The organism is Lactobacillus sp. ESL0246 (assembly GCF_003692965.1).
GTDB lineage: Bacteria > Bacillota > Bacilli > Lactobacillales > Lactobacillaceae > Lactobacillus.
The window spans coordinates 166,859-186,903 of record NZ_REHC01000008.1; the positions used below are offsets into that span (position 1 = coordinate 166,859).

The 20,045-nt window shown below is 35.3% G+C and carries 20 protein-coding genes; 4 read left to right on the plus strand and 16 right to left on the minus strand.

Translation table 11 applies throughout. The features are described 5' to 3' along the window. Positions 1–26: 26 nt before the first annotated feature. The 3 genes from tsf to F5ESL0246_RS04865 form a co-directional block, all read right to left on the minus strand. Positions 27–902 carry a translation elongation factor Ts gene (tsf, locus tag F5ESL0246_RS04855; protein WP_122018396.1) on the minus strand — a complete coding sequence of 292 codons (876 nt, stop codon included), beginning with the start codon at positions 900–902 and terminating at the stop codon, positions 27–29. Positions 903–924: 22 nt separating this feature from the next. After that, positions 925–1,701 carry a 30S ribosomal protein S2 gene (rpsB, locus tag F5ESL0246_RS04860; protein WP_199688558.1) on the minus strand — a complete coding sequence of 259 codons (777 nt, stop codon included), beginning with the start codon at positions 1,699–1,701 and terminating at the stop codon, positions 925–927. A gap of 155 nt (positions 1,702–1,856) precedes the next feature. Next, a complete protein-coding gene (locus tag F5ESL0246_RS04865) occupies positions 1,857–2,888 on the minus strand; it encodes a GIY-YIG nuclease family protein (protein ID WP_122018398.1) in 1,032 nt (343 codons plus the stop codon). Positions 2,889–2,947: 59 nt separating this feature from the next. Here F5ESL0246_RS04865 and F5ESL0246_RS04870 point away from each other — a divergent pair, with 59 nt between their 5' ends. Together F5ESL0246_RS04870 and F5ESL0246_RS04875 are read left to right on the plus strand one after the other, a co-directional pair. Then, on the plus strand, positions 2,948–3,562 hold the full coding sequence (locus F5ESL0246_RS04870; protein WP_122018399.1) for a 1-acyl-sn-glycerol-3-phosphate acyltransferase: 615 nt from the start codon (positions 2,948–2,950) through the stop codon (positions 3,560–3,562). A gap of 195 nt (positions 3,563–3,757) precedes the next feature. After that, positions 3,758–4,936, plus strand: a complete 1,179-nt coding sequence (locus F5ESL0246_RS04875; RefSeq protein WP_122018400.1) for a cyclopropane-fatty-acyl-phospholipid synthase family protein — start codon at positions 3,758–3,760, stop codon at positions 4,934–4,936. 510 nt (positions 4,937–5,446) lie between these two features. Here F5ESL0246_RS04875 and F5ESL0246_RS04880 read toward each other — a convergent pair. The 4 genes from F5ESL0246_RS04880 to F5ESL0246_RS04895 all read right to left on the minus strand — a co-directional run bounded on the left by F5ESL0246_RS04880 (position 5,447) and on the right by F5ESL0246_RS04895 (position 9,596). Further along, positions 5,447–7,234 (minus strand): ABC transporter ATP-binding protein, encoded by a 1,788-nt coding sequence (locus F5ESL0246_RS04880; RefSeq protein WP_122018569.1) that lies wholly within the window; start codon positions 7,232–7,234, stop codon positions 5,447–5,449. A gap of 1 nt (position 7,235) precedes the next feature. After that, positions 7,236–8,990, minus strand: coding sequence for an ABC transporter ATP-binding protein (locus F5ESL0246_RS04885; protein WP_122018401.1), 1,755 nt, complete (start codon positions 8,988–8,990; stop codon positions 7,236–7,238). Between the two features lie 72 nt (positions 8,991–9,062). Continuing rightward, positions 9,063–9,278, minus strand: a complete 216-nt coding sequence (locus F5ESL0246_RS04890; RefSeq protein ID WP_122018402.1) for a YneF family protein — start codon at positions 9,276–9,278, stop codon at positions 9,063–9,065. 69 nt (positions 9,279–9,347) lie between these two features. Continuing rightward, positions 9,348–9,596, minus strand: a complete 249-nt coding sequence (locus F5ESL0246_RS04895) for a DUF896 domain-containing protein (RefSeq protein ID WP_122018403.1) — start codon at positions 9,594–9,596, stop codon at positions 9,348–9,350. A gap of 137 nt (positions 9,597–9,733) precedes the next feature. On the opposite strand from F5ESL0246_RS04895, the gene lexA reads away from it, so the two are divergent. Further along, a complete protein-coding gene (lexA, locus tag F5ESL0246_RS04900) occupies positions 9,734–10,357 on the plus strand; it encodes a transcriptional repressor LexA (protein ID WP_122018404.1) in 624 nt (207 codons plus the stop codon). Between the two features lie 224 nt (positions 10,358–10,581). Here the strand turns inward: lexA and F5ESL0246_RS04905 are convergent, their stop codons facing one another. The 7 genes from F5ESL0246_RS04905 to ylxM form a co-directional block, all read right to left on the minus strand. Beyond that, positions 10,582–11,346 (minus strand): nucleoside phosphorylase, encoded by a 765-nt coding sequence (locus tag F5ESL0246_RS04905; protein ID WP_122018405.1) that lies wholly within the window; start codon positions 11,344–11,346, stop codon positions 10,582–10,584. 89 nt (positions 11,347–11,435) lie between these two features. After that, positions 11,436–11,783, minus strand: coding sequence for a 50S ribosomal protein L19 (gene rplS, locus F5ESL0246_RS04910; RefSeq protein WP_122018406.1), 348 nt, complete (start codon positions 11,781–11,783; stop codon positions 11,436–11,438). A gap of 113 nt (positions 11,784–11,896) precedes the next feature. Then, positions 11,897–12,622, minus strand: coding sequence for a tRNA (guanosine(37)-N1)-methyltransferase TrmD (trmD, locus tag F5ESL0246_RS04915; RefSeq protein ID WP_122018407.1), 726 nt, complete (start codon positions 12,620–12,622; stop codon positions 11,897–11,899). Continuing rightward, the gene (gene rimM / locus F5ESL0246_RS04920; RefSeq protein ID WP_122018408.1) at positions 12,612–13,127 is read right to left on the minus strand and encodes a ribosome maturation factor RimM; all 516 of its coding nucleotides are present in this window, start codon (positions 13,125–13,127) and stop codon (positions 12,612–12,614) included. The genes trmD and rimM overlap by 11 nt, the downstream gene beginning before the upstream one ends. A 65-nt stretch (positions 13,128–13,192) precedes the next feature. Beyond that, entirely contained in the window at positions 13,193–13,465 is a 273-nt protein-coding gene (gene rpsP / locus F5ESL0246_RS04925; protein ID WP_122018409.1) for a 30S ribosomal protein S16, read from the minus strand. Positions 13,466–13,553: 88 nt separating this feature from the next. Then, on the minus strand, positions 13,554–14,981 hold the full coding sequence (gene ffh, locus F5ESL0246_RS04930) for a signal recognition particle protein (RefSeq protein WP_122018410.1): 1,428 nt from the start codon (positions 14,979–14,981) through the stop codon (positions 13,554–13,556). A 3-nt stretch (positions 14,982–14,984) separates the two neighbouring features. Then, a complete protein-coding gene (gene ylxM / locus F5ESL0246_RS04935; RefSeq protein ID WP_122018411.1) occupies positions 14,985–15,326 on the minus strand; it encodes a YlxM family DNA-binding protein in 342 nt (113 codons plus the stop codon). Positions 15,327–15,653: 327 nt separating this feature from the next. Between ylxM and F5ESL0246_RS04940 the strand changes: the two genes are divergently transcribed. Next, a complete protein-coding gene (locus F5ESL0246_RS04940) occupies positions 15,654–17,081 on the plus strand; it encodes an APC family permease (RefSeq protein ID WP_199688560.1) in 1,428 nt (475 codons plus the stop codon). A 264-nt stretch (positions 17,082–17,345) separates the two neighbouring features. Here the strand turns inward: F5ESL0246_RS04940 and F5ESL0246_RS04945 are convergent, their stop codons facing one another. Then, positions 17,346–18,770, minus strand: a complete 1,425-nt coding sequence (locus F5ESL0246_RS04945) for a C69 family dipeptidase (RefSeq protein ID WP_122018412.1) — start codon at positions 18,768–18,770, stop codon at positions 17,346–17,348. A gap of 21 nt (positions 18,771–18,791) precedes the next feature. After that, positions 18,792–20,045, minus strand: a complete 1,254-nt coding sequence (gene ftsY / locus F5ESL0246_RS04950; protein ID WP_122018413.1) for a signal recognition particle-docking protein FtsY — start codon at positions 20,043–20,045, stop codon at positions 18,792–18,794.

Genomic DNA, 20,045 nt, shown 5'->3' on the forward strand with positions numbered 1-20,045 from the left:
AATTTTAAAAATTAAAATTGAAAATATTATTTCATTTGTTCTTTAACTTCAGCAGCAAAGTCTTCTTGTTTCTTTTCAATACCTTCGCCAACTTCATAACGAGTAAAGTTTACTACTTCAGAATTGGCTGATTTTGCATATTCTGCCACTGTCATGTCGCTATCCTTAACGTAAGGTTGATCAACCAAGCAAATTTCACTCAAGTATTTATTAACTCGACCTTCAACGATCTTAGGAATAATATTAGCAGGCTTGCCTTCTTTTTCAGTTTCCTTAGTGAAAACTTCTTTTTGTCGATCAAAGTCAGCTTTAGGAACTGATTCTTTGTTTAAGTATTCTGGATTAATTGCAGCTACGTGCATTGCAATATTCTTAGCGGCTTCTGCGCTATCACCCTTTAAAGTAACAAGAGCAACAATTGCACCACCATTATGCTTGTATGCACCAAATACTTCATCATCATTCTTAGAAATCAAATCGAATCTTCTCAAAGTGATCTTTTCGCCAATAACAGCAGTCAAATTAGTGATTGCATCACCAATAGTAGTATCACCCATTGGTGCTTTCAATGCTTCTTCAACATTGGCAGGTTTAGTTGCAAGAATTGCCTTAGTAACATCGTCGACTAATTTAATGAATTTGTCATTTGAAGAAACAAAGTCAGTCTCTGAGTTGATCTCAACTAAAACAGCAGTATTGCCCTCAAAGGCGAACTCTGCCAAGCCTTCAGCTGCAATCCGACCACTCTTCTTAGCAGCTTTAGCAACACCATTTTCTCTTAAGATATCGATTGCTTTTTCAATGTCTCCATCAGCTTGAACTAAAGCTTTCTTGGAATCCATCATCCCGGCACCGGTCCGGTCACGTAACTCTTTAACTTGTTTAGCAGTAATGTTAGCCATTAAAGTTTCCTTCCAAATAAAACTAGTCTTCGTCTGAAGCTTCTTCAGTTTCTACAGTAGCATTGTCGTCACTGCCCTTAACCATTTCGGCTTCAACTTTCTCATCACTATCATCTTGACCTTGCTTACCTTCAATAACAGCATCAGCCATTGCACCAGAAATTAAGCGAATTGCTCGGATAGCATCATCATTTGAAGGAATAACAACATCTACTGGTTCTGGGTCAGTATTGGTATCAACCATCGCTACGACTGGAATACCCAAAATATTTGCTTCATGTACAGCAATCTTTTCTTTCTTAGGGTCAACAACAAATAAGACATCAGGAATTCTAGGCATATCTTCAATACCACCTAAGAATCTTTCTAACTTATCCATTTCTTTAGTTAAAAGTGAGGCTTCCTTCTTTGGTAGTACATCGAAAGTACCATCTTCTGACATTTTCTTTAAATCTTTTAATCTTTGAACTCGGCTTTGGATGGTCTTCCAGTTAGTCAAAGTACCACCTAACCAACGTTGGTTAACATAATATTGACCTGCACGAGTTGCTTCTTCAGCAATTGAATCTTGAGCTTGTTTTTTAGTACCCACAAAAAGAATAACACCATTATTTTGAGCAACTGCTCTAACAAATGCGTATGCATCATCTAACATCTTAATTGTCTTTTGCAAGTCAATGATGTAAATGCCATTTCTTTGTGTAAAAATGTAAGGAGCCATTTTAGGATCCCATCTTCTAGTTTGGTGGCCAAAGTGGACACCAGCTTCAAGTAATTGTTTCATTGAAACTACTGACATAATTATAACTTCCTCCTATGGTTTTAATCCTCTCAAGCGGTCATTTTAACGTTTCACCAATATTTGGCACCAAAATGTTAATCGCCCTTGATGTTTTATCCATGTACTTATAGCACACTAGAAAATAATACTAAATTTTTACTAAAGATGCAAGACTAAAAGTCAACTCTGTGTTCTTTTAAAAAAGCTTCCTTCCATTGTCTAGAATGGTGTTTAAACCAGTATTCACGTTTAAGAGCCAACTTTTTATCAGCAAACTTTTCGTGGTAAATCATCTTGACTGGTCGACGTGCTTTGGTATATTTAGCTCCCTTGCCATCATTATGAGTTTGTAGGCGCTTTTTAAGATTATCAGTAAAACCACCATAGAAGCTTCCGTCACTGCAAAGAAGAACATAGAAATAATATTCTTTGCGATCTGCTCTACTCCTCTTTTCAGTATCTGATTCACGAATTATTCGCTGAATGACTGGTTGATAATCTCCAGATTGATTATGAACTTCAATTGGATCTTTTAAAACCAAGCCATCACTACTGGTATGCTTGACTGCCTCAATAATAATTAAATTACTGTTTTCACCGCGATGAGAAACATATGGCTGAATCAACTTAATGCTTAAATCATGCTTTAGACAACAGTAGGCAATTTCATTCAGACGCTCGGGTCGATGAACCATAAACATCTTCCCCTTCATCTTAAGTAACATGCTCGAAACGTTAATTATTTCTTCAAGATTAATTAGAAGTTCATGGCGAGCAATGGCTTTTTTAGCATCTGGATTAATCTTGTGATCTTTAACAACCTTGAAGTACGGTGGATTCACGACTATAACATCATAGTAATCCTTTCGTAAAAAGGTCGTTGCATCCTTAACATTTTCCGAATAAACCTTGATTCGATTTTCCATTTGGTTTAATGTAACTGAACGCTCTGCTTGAGAAACAATATCTTCTTGAATTTCTATTGCATCATACTTTGCTCGGTTAAAATATGCCATATAGATTGTTGCCGCACAGTTACCTGCACAAAGATCTGCAACTTTAAAGTTATCCTTAATTGAATTTTTAGCCATTGAGGCCAAAAGTAATGTATCAAGAGAAAAACTAAAGGACGTTTTATCCTGAATGATTTTTAAATGGTCGCTATACATATAGTCAATTCGCTCATTTTTTTTCAAATTTATCATAAAAGTTTTATCCTCTTCCTAAGCTTTGCTATAATATTTTACAACAAATGGAGGGAATTATGTTTTATCATTTTATTCGACCCGTTGCTCGCTTCATTGTGTGGCTAATTAATGGGCATTTACACGTTAATCATAAGGAACGCATTCCTGAAGGAAATTATATATTAGCTGCGCCGCATCGCACTTGGTGGGAACCCATCTTGTTTGCTCTTGCTGCCAGTCCAAAAGAATTTATGTTTATGAGTAAAATCGAGTTATTTAAAAATCCAATTTTACGTTTTATTCTAAAACATGCTCATGCTTTTGCTGTCGATCGCCAGCATCCCGGACCTTCTGCTTTAAAGACCCCAATTAAGGGACTTAAAAATGGCAATTATTCATTAATTATTTTTCCATCAGGAACTCGCCATTCCACAGAACTTAAAGGAGGAACGATTGCTATTGCCAAGCTTTCTGGCAAACCAATTGTCCCCGTAGTTTATCAAGGACCGCTTACATTTACTGATTTACTCAAACGTAAGCCTTTGGAAGTTTGCTTTGGAGAACCCTTTCAAGTTGATCGAAAAGTGAAACTGACACATGAAAATGAAGAATTACTGGGCAAGCAGCTTCAAGAGGCATGGAATAAAATAGACTACGAACAAAATCCCAATTTTCATTATCAACCTAAATAAAAGTCGAGAAATTTTCTCGACTTTTATTTGTTCTCATTTAATATTTCAGAACGCATTATTATTGCAACTTTTGATTTTTTAATTAAATAAACACTAGCAAACTTATATATGGAATTGATGCAAGATTTTTCGAACATGTTTTATAAGTGTTAAAATGTTAATAATAATGATTATATAAATGGAGGTATTCGAAAATTGTTAGAAAAAACATTTTACAGGACAATGCTGAGCAAGTCCTTTCCGTTTCCAATAAAAGTCACTTATTGGGATGGTAAGAGCGAAATATACGGAAACGGTAGCCCGAATATCGAAATTGTTTTTAATGAAAAAATTCCGGTAACAGCCATTTCCCGTAACGCATCGCTTGCACTAGGCGAAGCTTATATGGATAAAAAGATTGAAATCAAAGGCAGTCTACAAAAGTTAATTTGGGGAGCTTATGAGAGCGCCGATAGTTTTTTGCGCTCCTCAAAATTTCGCAAATTTTTACCCCAAGAAAGACATACCGAACAGCAAAGTGAAAAAGATGTTCAAAGTCATTATGATATTGGAAATGATTTCTATGAATTATGGTTAGATCCAACATTGACATATTCTTGCGCTTATTTTGAAGAAGATAATCATGATAATTTAGAAAAAGCACAACTTGCTAAGATTAATCATATTCTTGAAAAATTACATCCAGAAAAAGGTAAAACATTGCTTGATATCGGATGTGGCTGGGGAACTTTAATGTTAACCGCTGCCCAAAAATACGGTCTAAAAGTTACTGGAGTGACCCTTAGTGAAGAACAATATAAGTTAGTCCAAAAAAAGATTTATGATCAAAATCTTCAAGATGTGGCTGAAGTTCAATTAAAAGATTACCGTGAACTTGGTAACCAACAATGGGACTATATTACATCAGTTGGAATGTTTGAACATGTTGGACAAGAAAACTTAGGCGAATATTTTCAAGATGTATCTAAATATCTTAAAAAAGACGGAATTGCTTTAATTCATGGAATTACTCGTCAGCAAGGCGGGGCTAAAAACGCTTGGATTAATAAATATATTTTCCCAGGTGGTTATGTTCCTGGATTAAGTGAAAATATTGAACATATTATCGCCAGTGGTTTACAAATTGATGACTTAGAAATGCTTAGACGTCATTACCAGCGAACATTAGAAATTTGGGACGCCAATTTTAATGATCAACGTGATGTAATCCAAAAGAAAATGGGTGAACGCTTTACTAGAATGTGGGATTTATACTTGCAAGCTTGTGCTGCTTCCTTTGAATCCGGCAATATTGATGTTGTACAGTATTTGATAACCAAGGGACCATCTGGTGAAAACCTGCCAATGACAAGAAATTATATGATTACTAAGTAATTAATTTTATCTTGTTTAGATAATTTAGACATAAAAATATAACCTCCGAGATTGTCTTAATTTCGTGGGTCACATCATTGTTTGTCTCTTTTTTCTTGGTGGCATTAGCTTAAATTTTAGTACAATCAATAAAAAGAATATGATTATACAACAAACACTCTACTTTAGGCTATTAAAACAGAAAAAAACACTGTTTGATTAACATTTTTGCTGACGTGAAAATTATTAATTGTGTAATAGGACATGGTCTGTTGGTCAGCCAAATACAGCATTGGCTGATTTTGGGTAAGCGTCTAGACAATCTTATGGCTATAGGGTAAAAAGCGAGATTTTAAATGTGTGATTGCCTGTGGTATAATTTTGATACATTGTTATTAGTCTACGAACACTTATGGTTTTATAATTAATAATATCAAGACCGAGAAAAAGCGTTGAACATGCAAGTTCAACGCTTTTTTGTTGATCAAGGAGAATAGTTTCTCCAGACTCTTATTTAATTATCTATCAAAATTACTTTTGATTTTGCAAAGTATAAAGATTGTAATAATAACCTTTTTGGGCAAGCAACTGCTGATGTGTGCCTCGTTCTACAATCTTTCCACTATCTAAAACAATTATTTGATCAGCATCAACAATTGTTGATAATCGATGCGCAATAGCCAAGGTGGTTCGACCCTGACGTAATCTTTTTAGACCATTTTGAATCAATGTTTCCGTTTCGGTATCGACATTTGCTGTTGCCTCATCCAAAACTAAAATCTTCGGATCAGTCACAAGAGTTCGGGCAAATGAGATCAACTGCCGTTGTCCCTGACTGAATTCATCTCCACCTTCGCCAACTTTTGCTTTATATTTACCAGGAAGTTTTTCAATAAATTCATCAGCCTGAACCGTTTTAGCCGCATCTTTAATTTGTTGATCCGAAATTGTTGCGTTATATAGTCTAATATTCGAATTTATATCACCATAAAACATAAACGGTTCTTGTAAAACAAGTCCAAGTTTTTGACGAAGTTCGGCTTTAGGATATTTTTTGATATCCACACCATCTATCAAAATTTCACCTTGATAAAATTCGTAAAAACGCATCATCACATTAATGATTGAGCTTTTCCCAGATCCTGTATGACCAACAATACCTAGGGTTTGCCCTGGATTTACTGTGAACGATATATCATGTAGTATTTCGTTTTTTCCATCATAAGAAAAACTTACATGCTTAAATTCGATCTTTCCTTTGGTAATAGTTAATCCAAGTTGCTCATCTTGCTGTGGTTCGTAATTAGTATCATCGAGAATACGAAAAATTCTTTTTCCGGCAACTATCCCATCTTGAAAGAAAGTCATTTGATCCATTAAATTTGATATAGGGTTAAATAATTGTGAAATATATTGTGAGAATGCATAAACTACTCCAGCTGGAACAAAAGTTTGTCGTAAAGGATAACCAAAATACATTAATGTCAAAGCCAATGCTAACGAATATAACAAACTTGTTAACGGTGACAATAGGATTGAATTTAACGTAATCATACTAAACCGGGTTTTCATTAATGCAAAGTTTTCATTTTCAAAGTATTGACCCATTCTCTTTTCCTGCTTAAATTGCTGAATTAGAGAAACTCCTTCAATTGACTCATTTAAGTTGGTATTAATTCGACTCAGATTTTCACGGTAGTTGCGATATAACTTTGAACTTTTTCTTGAATATAACCAGATTATTATTAACAGTATTGGTAAAAATGCTAGAACAATGCAGCCAGCAACAACATTGGTAGAAAACATTGCAACAAGGGCAGAAATAACCGAAAAAATTGAAATAACAACACTAGCTAATACTGTTAAAAAATTGCTTAGTGTCATCGTATCATTAGTCACACGTGAGACAATTGAACCAGCTGGAGTTTGATCAAAATAACGCATTCCCAATTGATGCAATTTTTGATAGAGCTTAACTCTTAGAAATTCTAATGATTTTTCTGAACCTAACGAAAAGAAATATTCATATGTAAATTGTAAACAGCCTTTTATAACTGAACCCAAGGCATATAATAAGCCACCAAATAAAATTATTTGAGTCGTGACATTTACTTTTACTAGAAAATTATCAAGAAAATACTGTAATCCATATGGCAAAAGCATGTTGATTACACTAACTAGAAAAGCACCAACACCTGAAATAATCATTTCATTTTTAAAATACAATACATAATGCAACAGCCTCTTTAAAATACTTAGTTGCTCCTTAACAGGTATTTCCTGAGACCATACTGATTGATTCGAATTTTGATTATCCACCTTATTCACCTACTTTCTCTTCTAGTTCCTGACGACTCCATGTATCTTTATACCAACCGTTTGCAGACACTAACTGATTATGAGTTCCTTGCTCGATAATTCTACCGTTCTTTAAAACTAAAATTAAATCGGCATTCATGACAGAAGTTAATCTATGTGTAGCAATCAACGTTGTTTTTCCTTGTCGTTCCTTATTCAATGCTTTTAAAATTGTCATTTCAGTTTTGGCATCAACCGCTGACAATGCATCATCTAGAATTAAAATCTGACTCTGCTTTAACAAGGCACGTGCAATTGACATCCGTTGTTTTTGGCCCCCAGAAAGTGAAACTCCATTTTCACCAATTAAAGTATTATAGCCTCCGGGCATTTGTAAAATATCATTATGTAAATCACTTTTTTTAGCTGCTGCAATAACATCTGCCTCATCTGCATTTACTTTGGAAAATGAAATATTGTTCTGAATACTTGTTGAAAATAGATAATTATTTTGAGGCACATATGATATTTCTCGCAGCAACACATTAAGGGGAATTTCACGAATATCATATCCATTAATTGTTATTTGTCCATCATAACGATCAAATTCACGCAAAAGTAATTCAATAATCGTCGACTTCCCAGAGCCAACTTTTCCTACTATACCCAATGTCTGACCTGGTTTTAAGTTGAATTTGATATTTTCTAAAACAGGAATTGTAGGTTCATCTGGATAAGCAAATGATTTAATTGAAAACCTTAAGTCTCCAGTCAAGTCTTCCGAAGTAATTGTTTGATCTGCTCCATCATCTGTGATGGCCGGCTTTTCTGCTAATAGTTTTTCAATTCTATCGTAGCTTGCACTACCACGTTCTAAAATATTAAACAAATAGCCAATCGCAAACATTGGCCAAACCATATTGCCAATATACGCAATAAAAGATACTAATTGTCCAATAGAAAGAGTGTGCTTAGCAACCATGATTCCACCATAAATAATGGTAATAGTATATGTCAAGCCAATTAGCAGTGTTCCTAACGGATCAAACATTGCATCCCATTTAAAAACTTTTTTGTTTATTTTGATCGTATCATTGACCATTTGTGTAAATGCTTCAGTATCCTGCTTTCCTTGACCAAAGGTCTTTAAAACTTTTATGCCAGAAACTGATTCTTGAGTTTTATTGTTTAACCTAGAAAAAGCAGCCTGTGATTTATCAAAGGAATCATGCAGTTGATCACCAAGTTTACGTGCGCCCCACGCTAAGAATGGCAATGGGATTAAGGCAACAATTGTCAAACGCCAATTAACAAATATTATCATTGCCACCATTGTTGATATTCCCATAATTAAAGAATCAACTAGTGTCAAAACGCCTTCACCAGCGACTGATTGAACAGCTGAGACATCATTAGTTGCATGTGCCATTAAATCACCTGTTCTATGCCGTTGATAAAAGGTTCGATCCATTTCCATAAAGTGACGAAATAATTTTGAACGTAGTTTAAGTTCAAGCTTAGCGGCTCCACCCCATATTTGTTTACGCCAAAAATAACGAAAACCATATAATAATAATGCAGCAATAAGAATTGCAAAAATTAATACAGCATATTCTTGCCAACTAATGTACCCTTGATTTAATTGGTCTGCCATTAACCCTAAAATTCTTGGTGGAACTAAATTGACCACAGAAGTTAAAGCTAAAAATGCAACTCCAATTATATATCTCCTTTTTTCTTGTTTAAAAAACCATTTTAATTTAAAAAATATACCCATTTTTCACCTATCTTGCCTAAATAAAAAGACGAGAATAAATCCTCGTCTTTAATTTCAATCTAGTAAGACCTTTTATTTTTGATGCTTCATCATGTTCATTACTTGGTTAACCTTCTTTGCCGAAGGCTTTTGTCCCATTTGTGACATCATAGCAACAATCATATCTTCACTGATTGGTGGATTATCCTTAAAATATTTCTTCATATACGCTCTAGCACCATAAAAGCCTCCAACTAGACCTATTAAGAGTGCAATAACTATTAAAAAGATCGCTAATCCCAATTTCATAAAATAATCACCTCAATTTGTCCAATAGGTATATCTTACCTAAAAATCACATAAATTTAAAGGTCTAACTTAATCTTTTCTTAAACCTTTTTTACGTTGAACTGCTTTTGCTTTTTCAGATGTTAATTCGTTACCGTTTTTGTCAATTATGACTAAATTCTCAACATCTTGTTTAAATCCAGCCCGAAAATTCGCAATAAATTTCTTATGCAGTTCCCGACGCTCTCTTTCTTCCTCATCGGTTAGTCCGACAGATTTTTTCTTGTGGTACAATTCATTAATTCTATTTGTTAATTTTTTTTCATTATCTTTCGTCATGTTACACCTCTTGGTTTAAAAGTCTAACCTATTTTTACAAATAAAAAAAGGTTTAATAATTAGAACGTTTGTTTGTACTTGATAGTTATATCTGGTAAAATAACATTAAAATTAAGTCCGCTACATGGGAGAAATCTATGACTACCAAACAAAGCTCTAAACAATTACAAATACTTCAATACATATATGACACGGTTCAAAAACGTGGATTCCCACCGACTGTCCGTGAAATCTGCCATGAAGTTGATCTATCTTCAACTTCGACGGTTCATGGTCACTTAGCGCGCTTGCAGCGAAAAGGGTTACTAATTAAAGATGCAACCAAACCACGTGCCCTTGAAATAACAGAAGCTGGAAAGAATGCGCTTGGTGTAAAGCCATCAGAAATTCCAATTGTAGGTGTTGTTACGGCAGGGCAACCGATTCTTGCCGTAGAAGATATTGAAGACTACTTTCCTCTACCTCCAGACTTAGCAAATGACGCGGGTGACCTGTTTATGCTTAGGGTACACGGCGAAAGCATGATCAATGCTGGCATATTAAACGGTGATAATGTAATTGTGCGTAAACAAAGTTCTGCTACTAACGGTGAAATTGTCGTTGCCATGACAGATGAAAACGAAGCAACTGTTAAACGTTTCTATAAAGAAAAGAACCATTACCGTCTTCAACCAGAGAACGATTCAATGTCACCAATTATTTTATCAAGTGTTCATATTCTTGGAAAAGTTATTGGCTTGTATCGCAACAGTATTATTTAAAGTAACCCAACTGATAATAGCTTTATGAAAACCGTAACAACACTGTTACGGTTTTTTAATAGTCGACATTTTATATTTTTCCACATTAATTAAATATCATGAATTCACAAATTTTTGGAGCTTTTTGCATGCTTAACCTTGCTATAACAATATTTTTTCTTTGGATTGTGAAATTTTCTGCTGTTTCATATAGGTTTCACAACCATATTTTTCACAAAGTTTACTTAAACATCAGCAATTATTTTAGCCGCTAAAGTGAGAGCAGTTTCATGAGCATCCAGTCCCCAGCCCCTATCTTTGTGACATTCAATACTACTTAATGAATCTGCAGTAAATAAGATTTGAGCAAAATCAACTCGGCGAAATTGAGCACATGCAGCCATGGCTGCACACTCCATTTCAACACAAGCAGCACCAAGTTTTCTAAATTGTTGAACTTTTTGAGCCGTTTCTCTGAAAAAACCATCAGTTGTCCAGGTTAAAACTTTCTTAGCTTTTAAACCATTTTGTTTCATTAAAAATTCAATTCGGCTTAAATAAGCTGAGTTTAAGTCAACAAAGTTGCTGGCTTCCATATAATGAAATGAAGTACCTTCATCTCTAATTGCTTTAGTTGGTAATAAAAAATAACCTTCTGGAAGGTCAACCAATGTTCCAGCCGAACCAATCGTTAATATTTGATTAACCCCATAACTAATTAGCCAATCAAGTAATTCCGTGGCAGCTGCAGCACCCAGTTTGGCTTGACAAAATGTGATTTTCTCTTGACCAATTTCAACTTCATAAATGGAGGTTTTACCTTCAAAGCAATCAAATTGTCCTATTAAACGATGCGGATATACTATTAAAAATTGTTTTATTGCGTCCTTTGTAATAAATGCAAATAACAATTTTCGGTGAAAGTGATAATTCACTTTACTTCTTTCATGGTCTGGCTCTAGTACTGCGTTTCGATTTGCGTCAAAATCTAATAAAAATGGCTGTTGCACTTTAAAACCTCCTAGCTAAAATAAGATTACTGGTATTTTAGCATAAAAAAAGAACTATCCTTATCAAAAAGATAGTTCTTTTTATTTGATTAACGACGTCTCTCTGCGATTCTTGCAGACTTACCATGACGTTCACGCAAGTAGTAAAGCTTAGAACGACGTACACGACCGTGACGCAATACTTCAACCTTGGCTACACGTGGATCATTAACTGGGAAAGTACGTTCAACACCAACACCAGAAGCAATCTTACGTACAGTGTAAGCAGCAGCTATACCTGTACCCTTACGCTTGATTACAACGCCTTCAAACATCTGAATACGTTCATGAGTACCTTCAACAACACGGACGTGAACACGAATAGTGTCACCAGCGCGGAATTTAGGAATATCATCACGTAATTGGTCTTTAGTCAATTCTTGAATTAATGGATCCATTATTATTCTCCTTCTTCGGCATTCATAAACGCTATTTACGCCAGCGGAACACCCCTAATTATTAATGCTTGTAATTCGCACCTGCATTATCTTAGCAAATTAACGGTTTAAAATCAAGTCCGGTCTTCTTCTTGTTTAATTTCCGCCAATATCTTTTTTTCTCGGTCAGTAAATTCGTAATTTTGCAATAAATCTGGTCTTTTCAAGTATGTGACCCGCAATGCTTCTTTTCGGCGCCATTCAGCAATTTTTTGGTGATTACCCGACACCAATACTTCAGGTACTTTCATTCCTTCAAATTCTTCCGGTCTAGTATATTGTGGGTATTCTAATAATCCTTGAGCAAAGCTTTCATCAACCGGTGACGCAGCATTTCCTAAAATGCCCGGTATTAATCTCACAGTAGCGTCTATCATACTCATCGTGGGTAATTCACCACCAGTTAAAACGTAATCACCAATTGAAACAACTTCATCAGCCATATCATAAACTCGTTGATCAAAGCCTTCATAATGTCCACAAATAAAAGTTAAATTTTCTTCATGCGACCAATTTTGAGCAACTTTTTGATTAAAAATTTTTCCTTGAGGTGCCGTGATGATCACTTTCCCTTTGTTTTTTAAAGAAGCAAGTGCTTTTTTTATTGGCATAATCTGCAAAACCATCCCGGCACCACCACCATAAGGAGAATCATCAACATGATGGTGGACATCAGACGTAAAATCACGAAAATTGACTAAGTTTAATTGCCATTTATTATCCTCAAGACCGCGACCTAGCATTGAAGTTTGTAACGGCGTAAACATATCTGGGAAAAGAGTAAGCACATTAATCTTCATCGCGTAAACCCTCCAACAGTTCAACATAGACTTTTTTAGAGTCAATGTCGACTTTTTTAACAACTTCATCAATATATGGAATTAAATATTCATTACCTGAAGTTTCTGTAATTTCCCAAACATCATTAGCTCCAGGAGACTCTATTCCAGTAACTATACCTAAATTACTACCCGTTAAATTATCAACTACCTGACAACCAATAATATCTCGATAGTAGTAAACACCTTGTGGCAAATCATGTTGATCTTCCTTACTAACCACTAGAGTTTTACCTTTCAATTTTTCGGCAGCCTCAAGTGAACTTATTTCGGTAAATTGAACTAGCCAAAATTGTTTGAAAGGTCTACTACTTGCTACAGTTAAAACTTGCTCAAGTTGATTTTTTAAATATAATTGCTGTCCTTTAGCAAAACGCTGCTCCGGAAAGTCAGTAATCACATCAACTTTTAATTCTCCCTTTAATCCATGCGTCGTTAAAATATGGGCAACATCGTAAAATTGCATTTTTTCTCCTAACTCAAAAGAAAAAAGCTTGAAGCAGTTGGCTCCAAACTTTTAACTAACAAATATTACTTGTTGAATTTTGAATCATGCAACTTCTTCATTAATCCAGCACCAGAAAGAAGTGAACGGACTGTGTCAGAAGGTTGAGCACCTTTCTTCAGCCATTCAAAAATCTTATCTTCATCAAGTTTCAATTCTTTTGGTTCAGAAACTGGATTGTAGTAGCCAACTTCTTCAATGAAACGACCATCACGTGGCATTCTTGAATCGGCAACAACGATTCTATAAAATGGTTTTCTTTTGGCACCCATACGGCGCATACGAATTTTTACTGACATAAGTTTAATATCCTCCTAAAAGTTACGAAATATAATATAGCACTTTTGTTTTATGGTGTAAAGTGTTTTTGCTTAACAGAAGATTTTGTTATGAACGATAGCGTTTAACCTTCATACGTTTTTTCTTATTTTTCTTGAATTTTTTGCCCATATGACGCATTGCCATTCTACCCATTGGTGAATTCATTCCAGGAAGTTTATCCATTCCTTTAAAATTGCCCTTGGTAATTTTGCTCATCATATCACGGGCCTGCTTAAACTGCTTAATCATGCGATTAACTTCCACGATTGGTCGTCCAGAACCTGAGGCAATTCTTCTACGCCGACTCGGATTAAGCAAATCAGGATCCTCTCTCTCGGCTTGAGTCATTGATGAAATTATTGCTTTAACATAAACAATTTGCTTCTTATCAAAGTTCATATTCTTAAGCTGCGGATTATTAGCCATTCCTGGAATCATTTTGATTATTTGATCAAGAGGGCCCATCTTTTCGACCTGTTCCAGTTGATCGACAAAATCGTTAAAATCAAACGTATTTTCCTTCATCTTCTCGGCAACTGCTTCAGCTTTCTGAGCATCATAATCTTGCTGAGCTTTTTCAATTAAGGTTAATACATCGCCCATGCCTAAAATTCTTGAGGCCATTCGATCCGGATAAAATGGTTCTAAATCTTCTAATTTTTCCCCTTGCCCAGTAAAAATAATTGGCTTACCAGTCACCGCTCTAATTGACAAAGCTGCACCACCACGTGTATCACCATCAAGCTTAGTTAAAATAACGCCAGTGATATCAAGGCGAGTATCAAAGCCTTTGGCAACATCTGTTGCAGCTTGTCCAGTCATTGCATCAACAACTAAAAGAATGTTGTCAGGTTGGGCAACCTTCTTGACTTCTTCCAGTTCTTTCATTAATGGTTCATCAATCTCTAAACGACCAGCAGTATCGATGATAACATAATCGTTTTTATTTTGATTGGCCAGCTCTAATCCATTTTGAACTATTTGAGCAACATTAGTTTGATCTTTTTCACTATAAACTGGGACTTGGAGATTATTACCAATTTGTTGCAACTGTTCAATAGCAGCTGGACGGTAAATATCACCGGCAATTAATAACGGTCGTGCTTTTTCTTGATTCATTAGGCGTTTTGCTAATTTGCCAACAGTAGTAGTTTTACCCGTACCCTGCAAACCAACCATCATAATGATTGTCGGAATATGCTTTGATTTAATCAGTTTAGTAGCACTTGACCCCATTATCTTAGTTAATTCATCATTAACGATCTTGATAACTTGTTGACCGGGGTTTAAACTTTCTTGTACTTCTTTACCTAAAGCCTCTTGCTTAATCGTTTTAATAAAGTCTTTAACGACCTTAAAATTAACATCCGCTTCTAATAATGCCAGCCTAATTTCACGACTAGCATTATTAATATCTTCTTCTGAAATTTTGCCTTTTCCAGTTAAATTCCGAAGTGCTTTTTGAATTCTCTCACTTAAATTTTCAAAAGCCATCGATTACTCTTCCCTCATTTTCTGTATTAGTTCATTTAGCACTGTTAAAGCTTGGTCCCGATTACCTTGCTTGACTAATTCTATCAAAGTAAGCAGGCCTTGCTCAATATCGCGATAATCTTTTTGCATGTGCAATTTATCTTCATAATTTTGTAAAAGTTTGCGACACCGACGTAAATTGTCATAAACTGCTTGACGTGAAACTTGATGATTATCTGCAATTTCACTTAAAGAAAGATCATTGTAATAGTAGTCTTCAAAATAATTTTGTTGGTTTTTCGTCAAAAGCTTGCCATAATATGCATAAAGATCGCCTATAATTTCATTTTTTTCGAGTTCATCCATTACGCTCACCTTGAATTAGTATAGCAAAAAAGTGCCTACTTGACGATTTAGAACATTATTAATTAGTAAATCTACTTATAATAAAACTTGCTTTTCAGCTAAAATATCGGTATCATTACCACTGGTTATTTTACTTAGTAAACTTATTATAAAACTAGTAAAAACAATCATAAAGCTAATACAAATCAGTGGCGGTACTTGGGGGATTATAACTTTGGTACCGTTTTTTACTTTAGATAATCTGTCAGAACTTGCACAGTACCTACTGGATATGTTGCTTTACTTTCTACAAGTATAAAATTCAAAGTCGCGAGGAGAATATATATATTGAATTTATGGAAAACAATGAATCGGAAAGAAGATCCCACTATTTACCAGCAAAAAGATGGTCAATTGAATCGAACTTTAAAGGTTCGGGATTTTTTAGCATTAGGAGTTGGAACGATTGTTTCAACATCCATTTTTACATTACCAGGAGAAGTAGCCGCACTTCACACTGGTCCCGCCGTTGCGATTTCATGTATAGTTGCATCAATTGTAGCAGGTTTAGTTGCTTTCGCATATGCCGAGATGGCAGCTGCCATGCCGTTTGCAGGCTCAGTTTACTCATGGATTAATGTGATTTTTGGCGAATTTTGGGGTTGGATTTCCGGATGGGCGCTACTAGCAGAATACTTAATCGGCATGGCCTTTATCAGTTCCGGACTATCGGCTAATTTACGTGCACTGATTGCACCACTTGGTTGGAAATTACCTAATACTTTAGCAAATCCATTGGGTATTAATGGTGGTATTTTTGATTTAGTTGCTCTAATTGCAATTTTAATTGCAGCATTTCTGGTTAGTTTTGGTGTTTCCAAAGCATCAAAGGTTGAAAACATTTTAGTCATAATCAAAGTAATGGCAATTTTATTGTTCGTAATTGTTGGATTAACAGCTGTTAAAAAAGCCAATTTTTTACCATTTATCCCCCAATATCGTGTTACTAGTCATGGGGCTTTTGGCGGCTGGCAAGGAATTTACGCCGGTGTATCAATGATTTACATTTCGTTTCTGGGATTTGATGCTATCGCATCTAATTCTGCCGAAGCTGTCAATCCCCAAAAAACAATGCCGCGCGGAATCATCGGTTCATTGCTAATTGCAGTTATCTTATTTGTCGCCGTGAGTTTGGTTTTGGTCGGAATGGTGCCATATCAGCAATACCTAAATTCAGCTGAACCAGTTGGTTATGCTTTAAGACAAACAGGTCATGGATCAATTGCAATTATTGTTCAATCAATTGCCGTTTTAGGAATGTTTACTGCTTTAATTGGATTATGTATGGCCAGTTCCCGTCTAGTTTATTCCTTTGGTCGTGACGGGATGCTACCACAAAAACTAGGTAACCTAAATAAAGACCACCGCCCAGAAAATTCTCTTTGGGCAGTTGCAATTGTTGCTATTATTATTTCAGCTTTTATTCCCTTCTCATTTCTAACTCAACTTGTTTCTGCAGGAACCTTAATTGCGTTCATGTTCGTTTCAATTGGGATTTATAAATTAAGACCTCGTGAAGGTCAGGATATTGCTGACCCAGCTTTTAAGATGCCACTATATCCCCTCTTACCTTGTTTAGCTTTTCTAGGTTCTTTCGCTGTTTTTTGGGGTCTAGATAATCAGGCTAAAAAATATATGCTGTTTTGGACAATAGCGGGAATGTTAATTTATTTTCTATACGGAATTCATCATTCTAATATTACCGAAAGAAAATAACAAATTAACGATAGCGATTCTTATATAGTAAAAGTGTCATGCTAATAACTAGCTTGACATTTTTTGTACCAAAAAACTTTAAGCAACGCTTTTATAAAATCCAATGATTCTGCTTGTTGCGTTTGCAGTAACAAATTAAAGTCATTTATATGCGACTAGCGAAAGTACAATGATAAATAAAAAGCACTAATCATCTAGATACTTAGATGCTTAATGCTTAATAAATTATAAATATGTATTTTAACTAGCTTTCCAATTTATCCATTATAAGTTGGCATCCATATTAAATGTCAACTTGGACATCTTGATGGACTCAATCATCATTTGTCCCCATAGTTGCTCTGAACGCTTGCGCGTATATGCTACCGTTTCTTGGTTAGCCTTAGTTAAGTATTCCGTCAATTCAGCACCGGTTTTATTTCCAGCTTTAGCAATCACTTCACTAACTCTACTACGATAATATTGATTTAATTCTTTCAAATAATCTGTATCTAGCTGTACAAATTGTGGGTAGTGGCTTTCTACAAGCACCGCAAGTGACTTATAATACCACCATGCATCATTCATATTATAATCCATTGAAGTATTGCTATATGATGGATCAGTATCATTCATATTAGCAAAAAACGGCACAAATGGCGTAAAAGTAGGACCACCAATACACAACCACATAACTGCTGCTTTATCTTCTGGAACATCACTTCTAATTTGAAGAATATGAGCATTTTGTGTTCGATTTAATCCAATAGGACGAAAACGATGCTTTTCTTGTTCAGTTCCTTTACCAAAAGGATCATACGGTGTATTTTGATAGTGACTGCCCAATACAAATTCAATATCCTCACGAGTAATTTTCTTTGCTGCTCGCCGAATAAATGGCAGATCACCGTCAGTTGGATCCTGTTCAATTTCAGGATTGAAATATTTTTGACCATACCAAACACGGTTAGTGTTATAAAAACGATCCTGTTGACTATAAGTACCAAAAATATGACGGAAATTCCATCCTTTATGATCAACATTTAGATTGTTTTTAGAAACAAAGTCCTGAATTCCATCGCTCCACATAAAGTTGTCTGGATCATCAAAATCAACTTGCTCAATTGAAACCCGATTAGCTGCAACTGCATATGCATCATCAGGAATTCGTTGTGCAACCCAATGATGACCGGTAACAATTTCCATATACCAAATTTCATTTTTATCACTAAACAAAACAGAATTACCGGCTGGTGACCCATACTTCTTAATCAGCTTACCTAAATACTCAACACCATTTCTAGCTGAATGAATATATGGTAAAACCACCGTTTGCATACAGTCTTCATCCAAACCATCCCTTACTAGTGGGTCATAAGCTAAGGCACGTTCATTACCATAAGTTGATTCGGTACATGACATAGCAACATTTTCTTGATTAATGCCGCTTTCATCGTAATATCCTCGATTTTTGTAATCAACATTCGGAACAGCTGGAACCGCCTGAGCATTTTCCGGTAAGTCCATTCTGAAATTATTAAGCCAAGATTTAATTTTACGGCCCTTTTCGCCTTTGACTGCTGGCTCAATGATAAACTTTTGTGGAGTAATTGGTCTAAAAGTATCATCATTTCGCGCAATCATTGTTGAACCATCAACTGATGCTTTTTTTCCAACTAAAATTGTTGTACATGCACTGTATTCTTTCATAAAAAATCTCCTTTATTCTTATTATATTAAATCATGAAAAAGACCAACAGCATAATTTGCAGCATCAAAGTCAGCCAAATCGCTAGCCTTTTCACCTAATCCAACTAGTTTAACTGGTAATTTCATCTCATTACGTATTGCTAAGACAACACCACCTTTAGAAGAACCATCCAGTTTAGTCAAAACTAAACCAGTTAACTTTGTGGATTTATCAAAATCTTTTGCTTGCAATAAAGCGTTTTGCCCAGTCGAACCATCCAAAACTAGTAAAGTTTCGGTTGGCTCATTTGGTGCCAGCTTTTTTATTGTACGCTCAATCTTTTCCAATTCATTCATTAGATTTTTTTTATTCTGTAAACGGCCAGCTGTATCAACCAATAAATAATCAACATGTTCAGCTAGGGCTTTACTTGTTGCATCATAAACCACCGATGCGGGATCAGCCTGCTCTTTTCCTGTAACAACCGGAACATTGACCCGTTTACCCCATTCTACAAGTTGCTCGACAGCACCGGCTCTAAAAGTATCTGCTGCCGCTAAAATAACCGATTTACCTTGATCCTTAAATCGTTTAGCTAATTTGCCAATTGTGGTTGTCTTACCCGCACCATTTACGCCAACAAAGAGATAGATAGTGGGCTGATCATCAGCATGAAAGCGCAATTTTTCGCTAGCTGCATCTCCATTTTGATCATATAAATCAACCAACTTTTCCACAATTACTTTTTTCAAATCATCACGTGACTTGGCATTTTGTAACTTAGCTTCATCTCTAAGTTCATCTGTTAAAGTTTCAGCTGTTTCATAGCCAACATCAGATTCAATCAGTAATTCTTCTAAATCATCAAAAAAATCCTCATCAACAGTTCTAAACTTAGCAAAAAATTGATTCAGTCGTGAACCAAAACCCTTATTAGTTTTCTCTAATCCTTTTTCGTACAACTCTGCACTAGCTGTTTCTTGAACTTGAGAATTATTTTTATCTGATTTTTTTTCGTCGACAATTGTTTCTTGAGATGTATTATTTGCTGTTGTCTTTTCAGAAAACTTATTGTCACCATTTGGTTGGTGATCTTGCAGTGAAGACGATTCTTTATCTGTTTCAGTTTGTTTTAAAAGGTGATTTTTCCCACTTTTTTCATCGCTTGATACAGTTTTTACATCTTGGTCAATTTCCTCGGTATTTTCTTTTTGGTCTGTTGCCGTCTTTTTAATAGCTGTTTCGTCATCATTGTTACCGAATAAAGACTTTTTTATTTTATCAAATAAACCCAA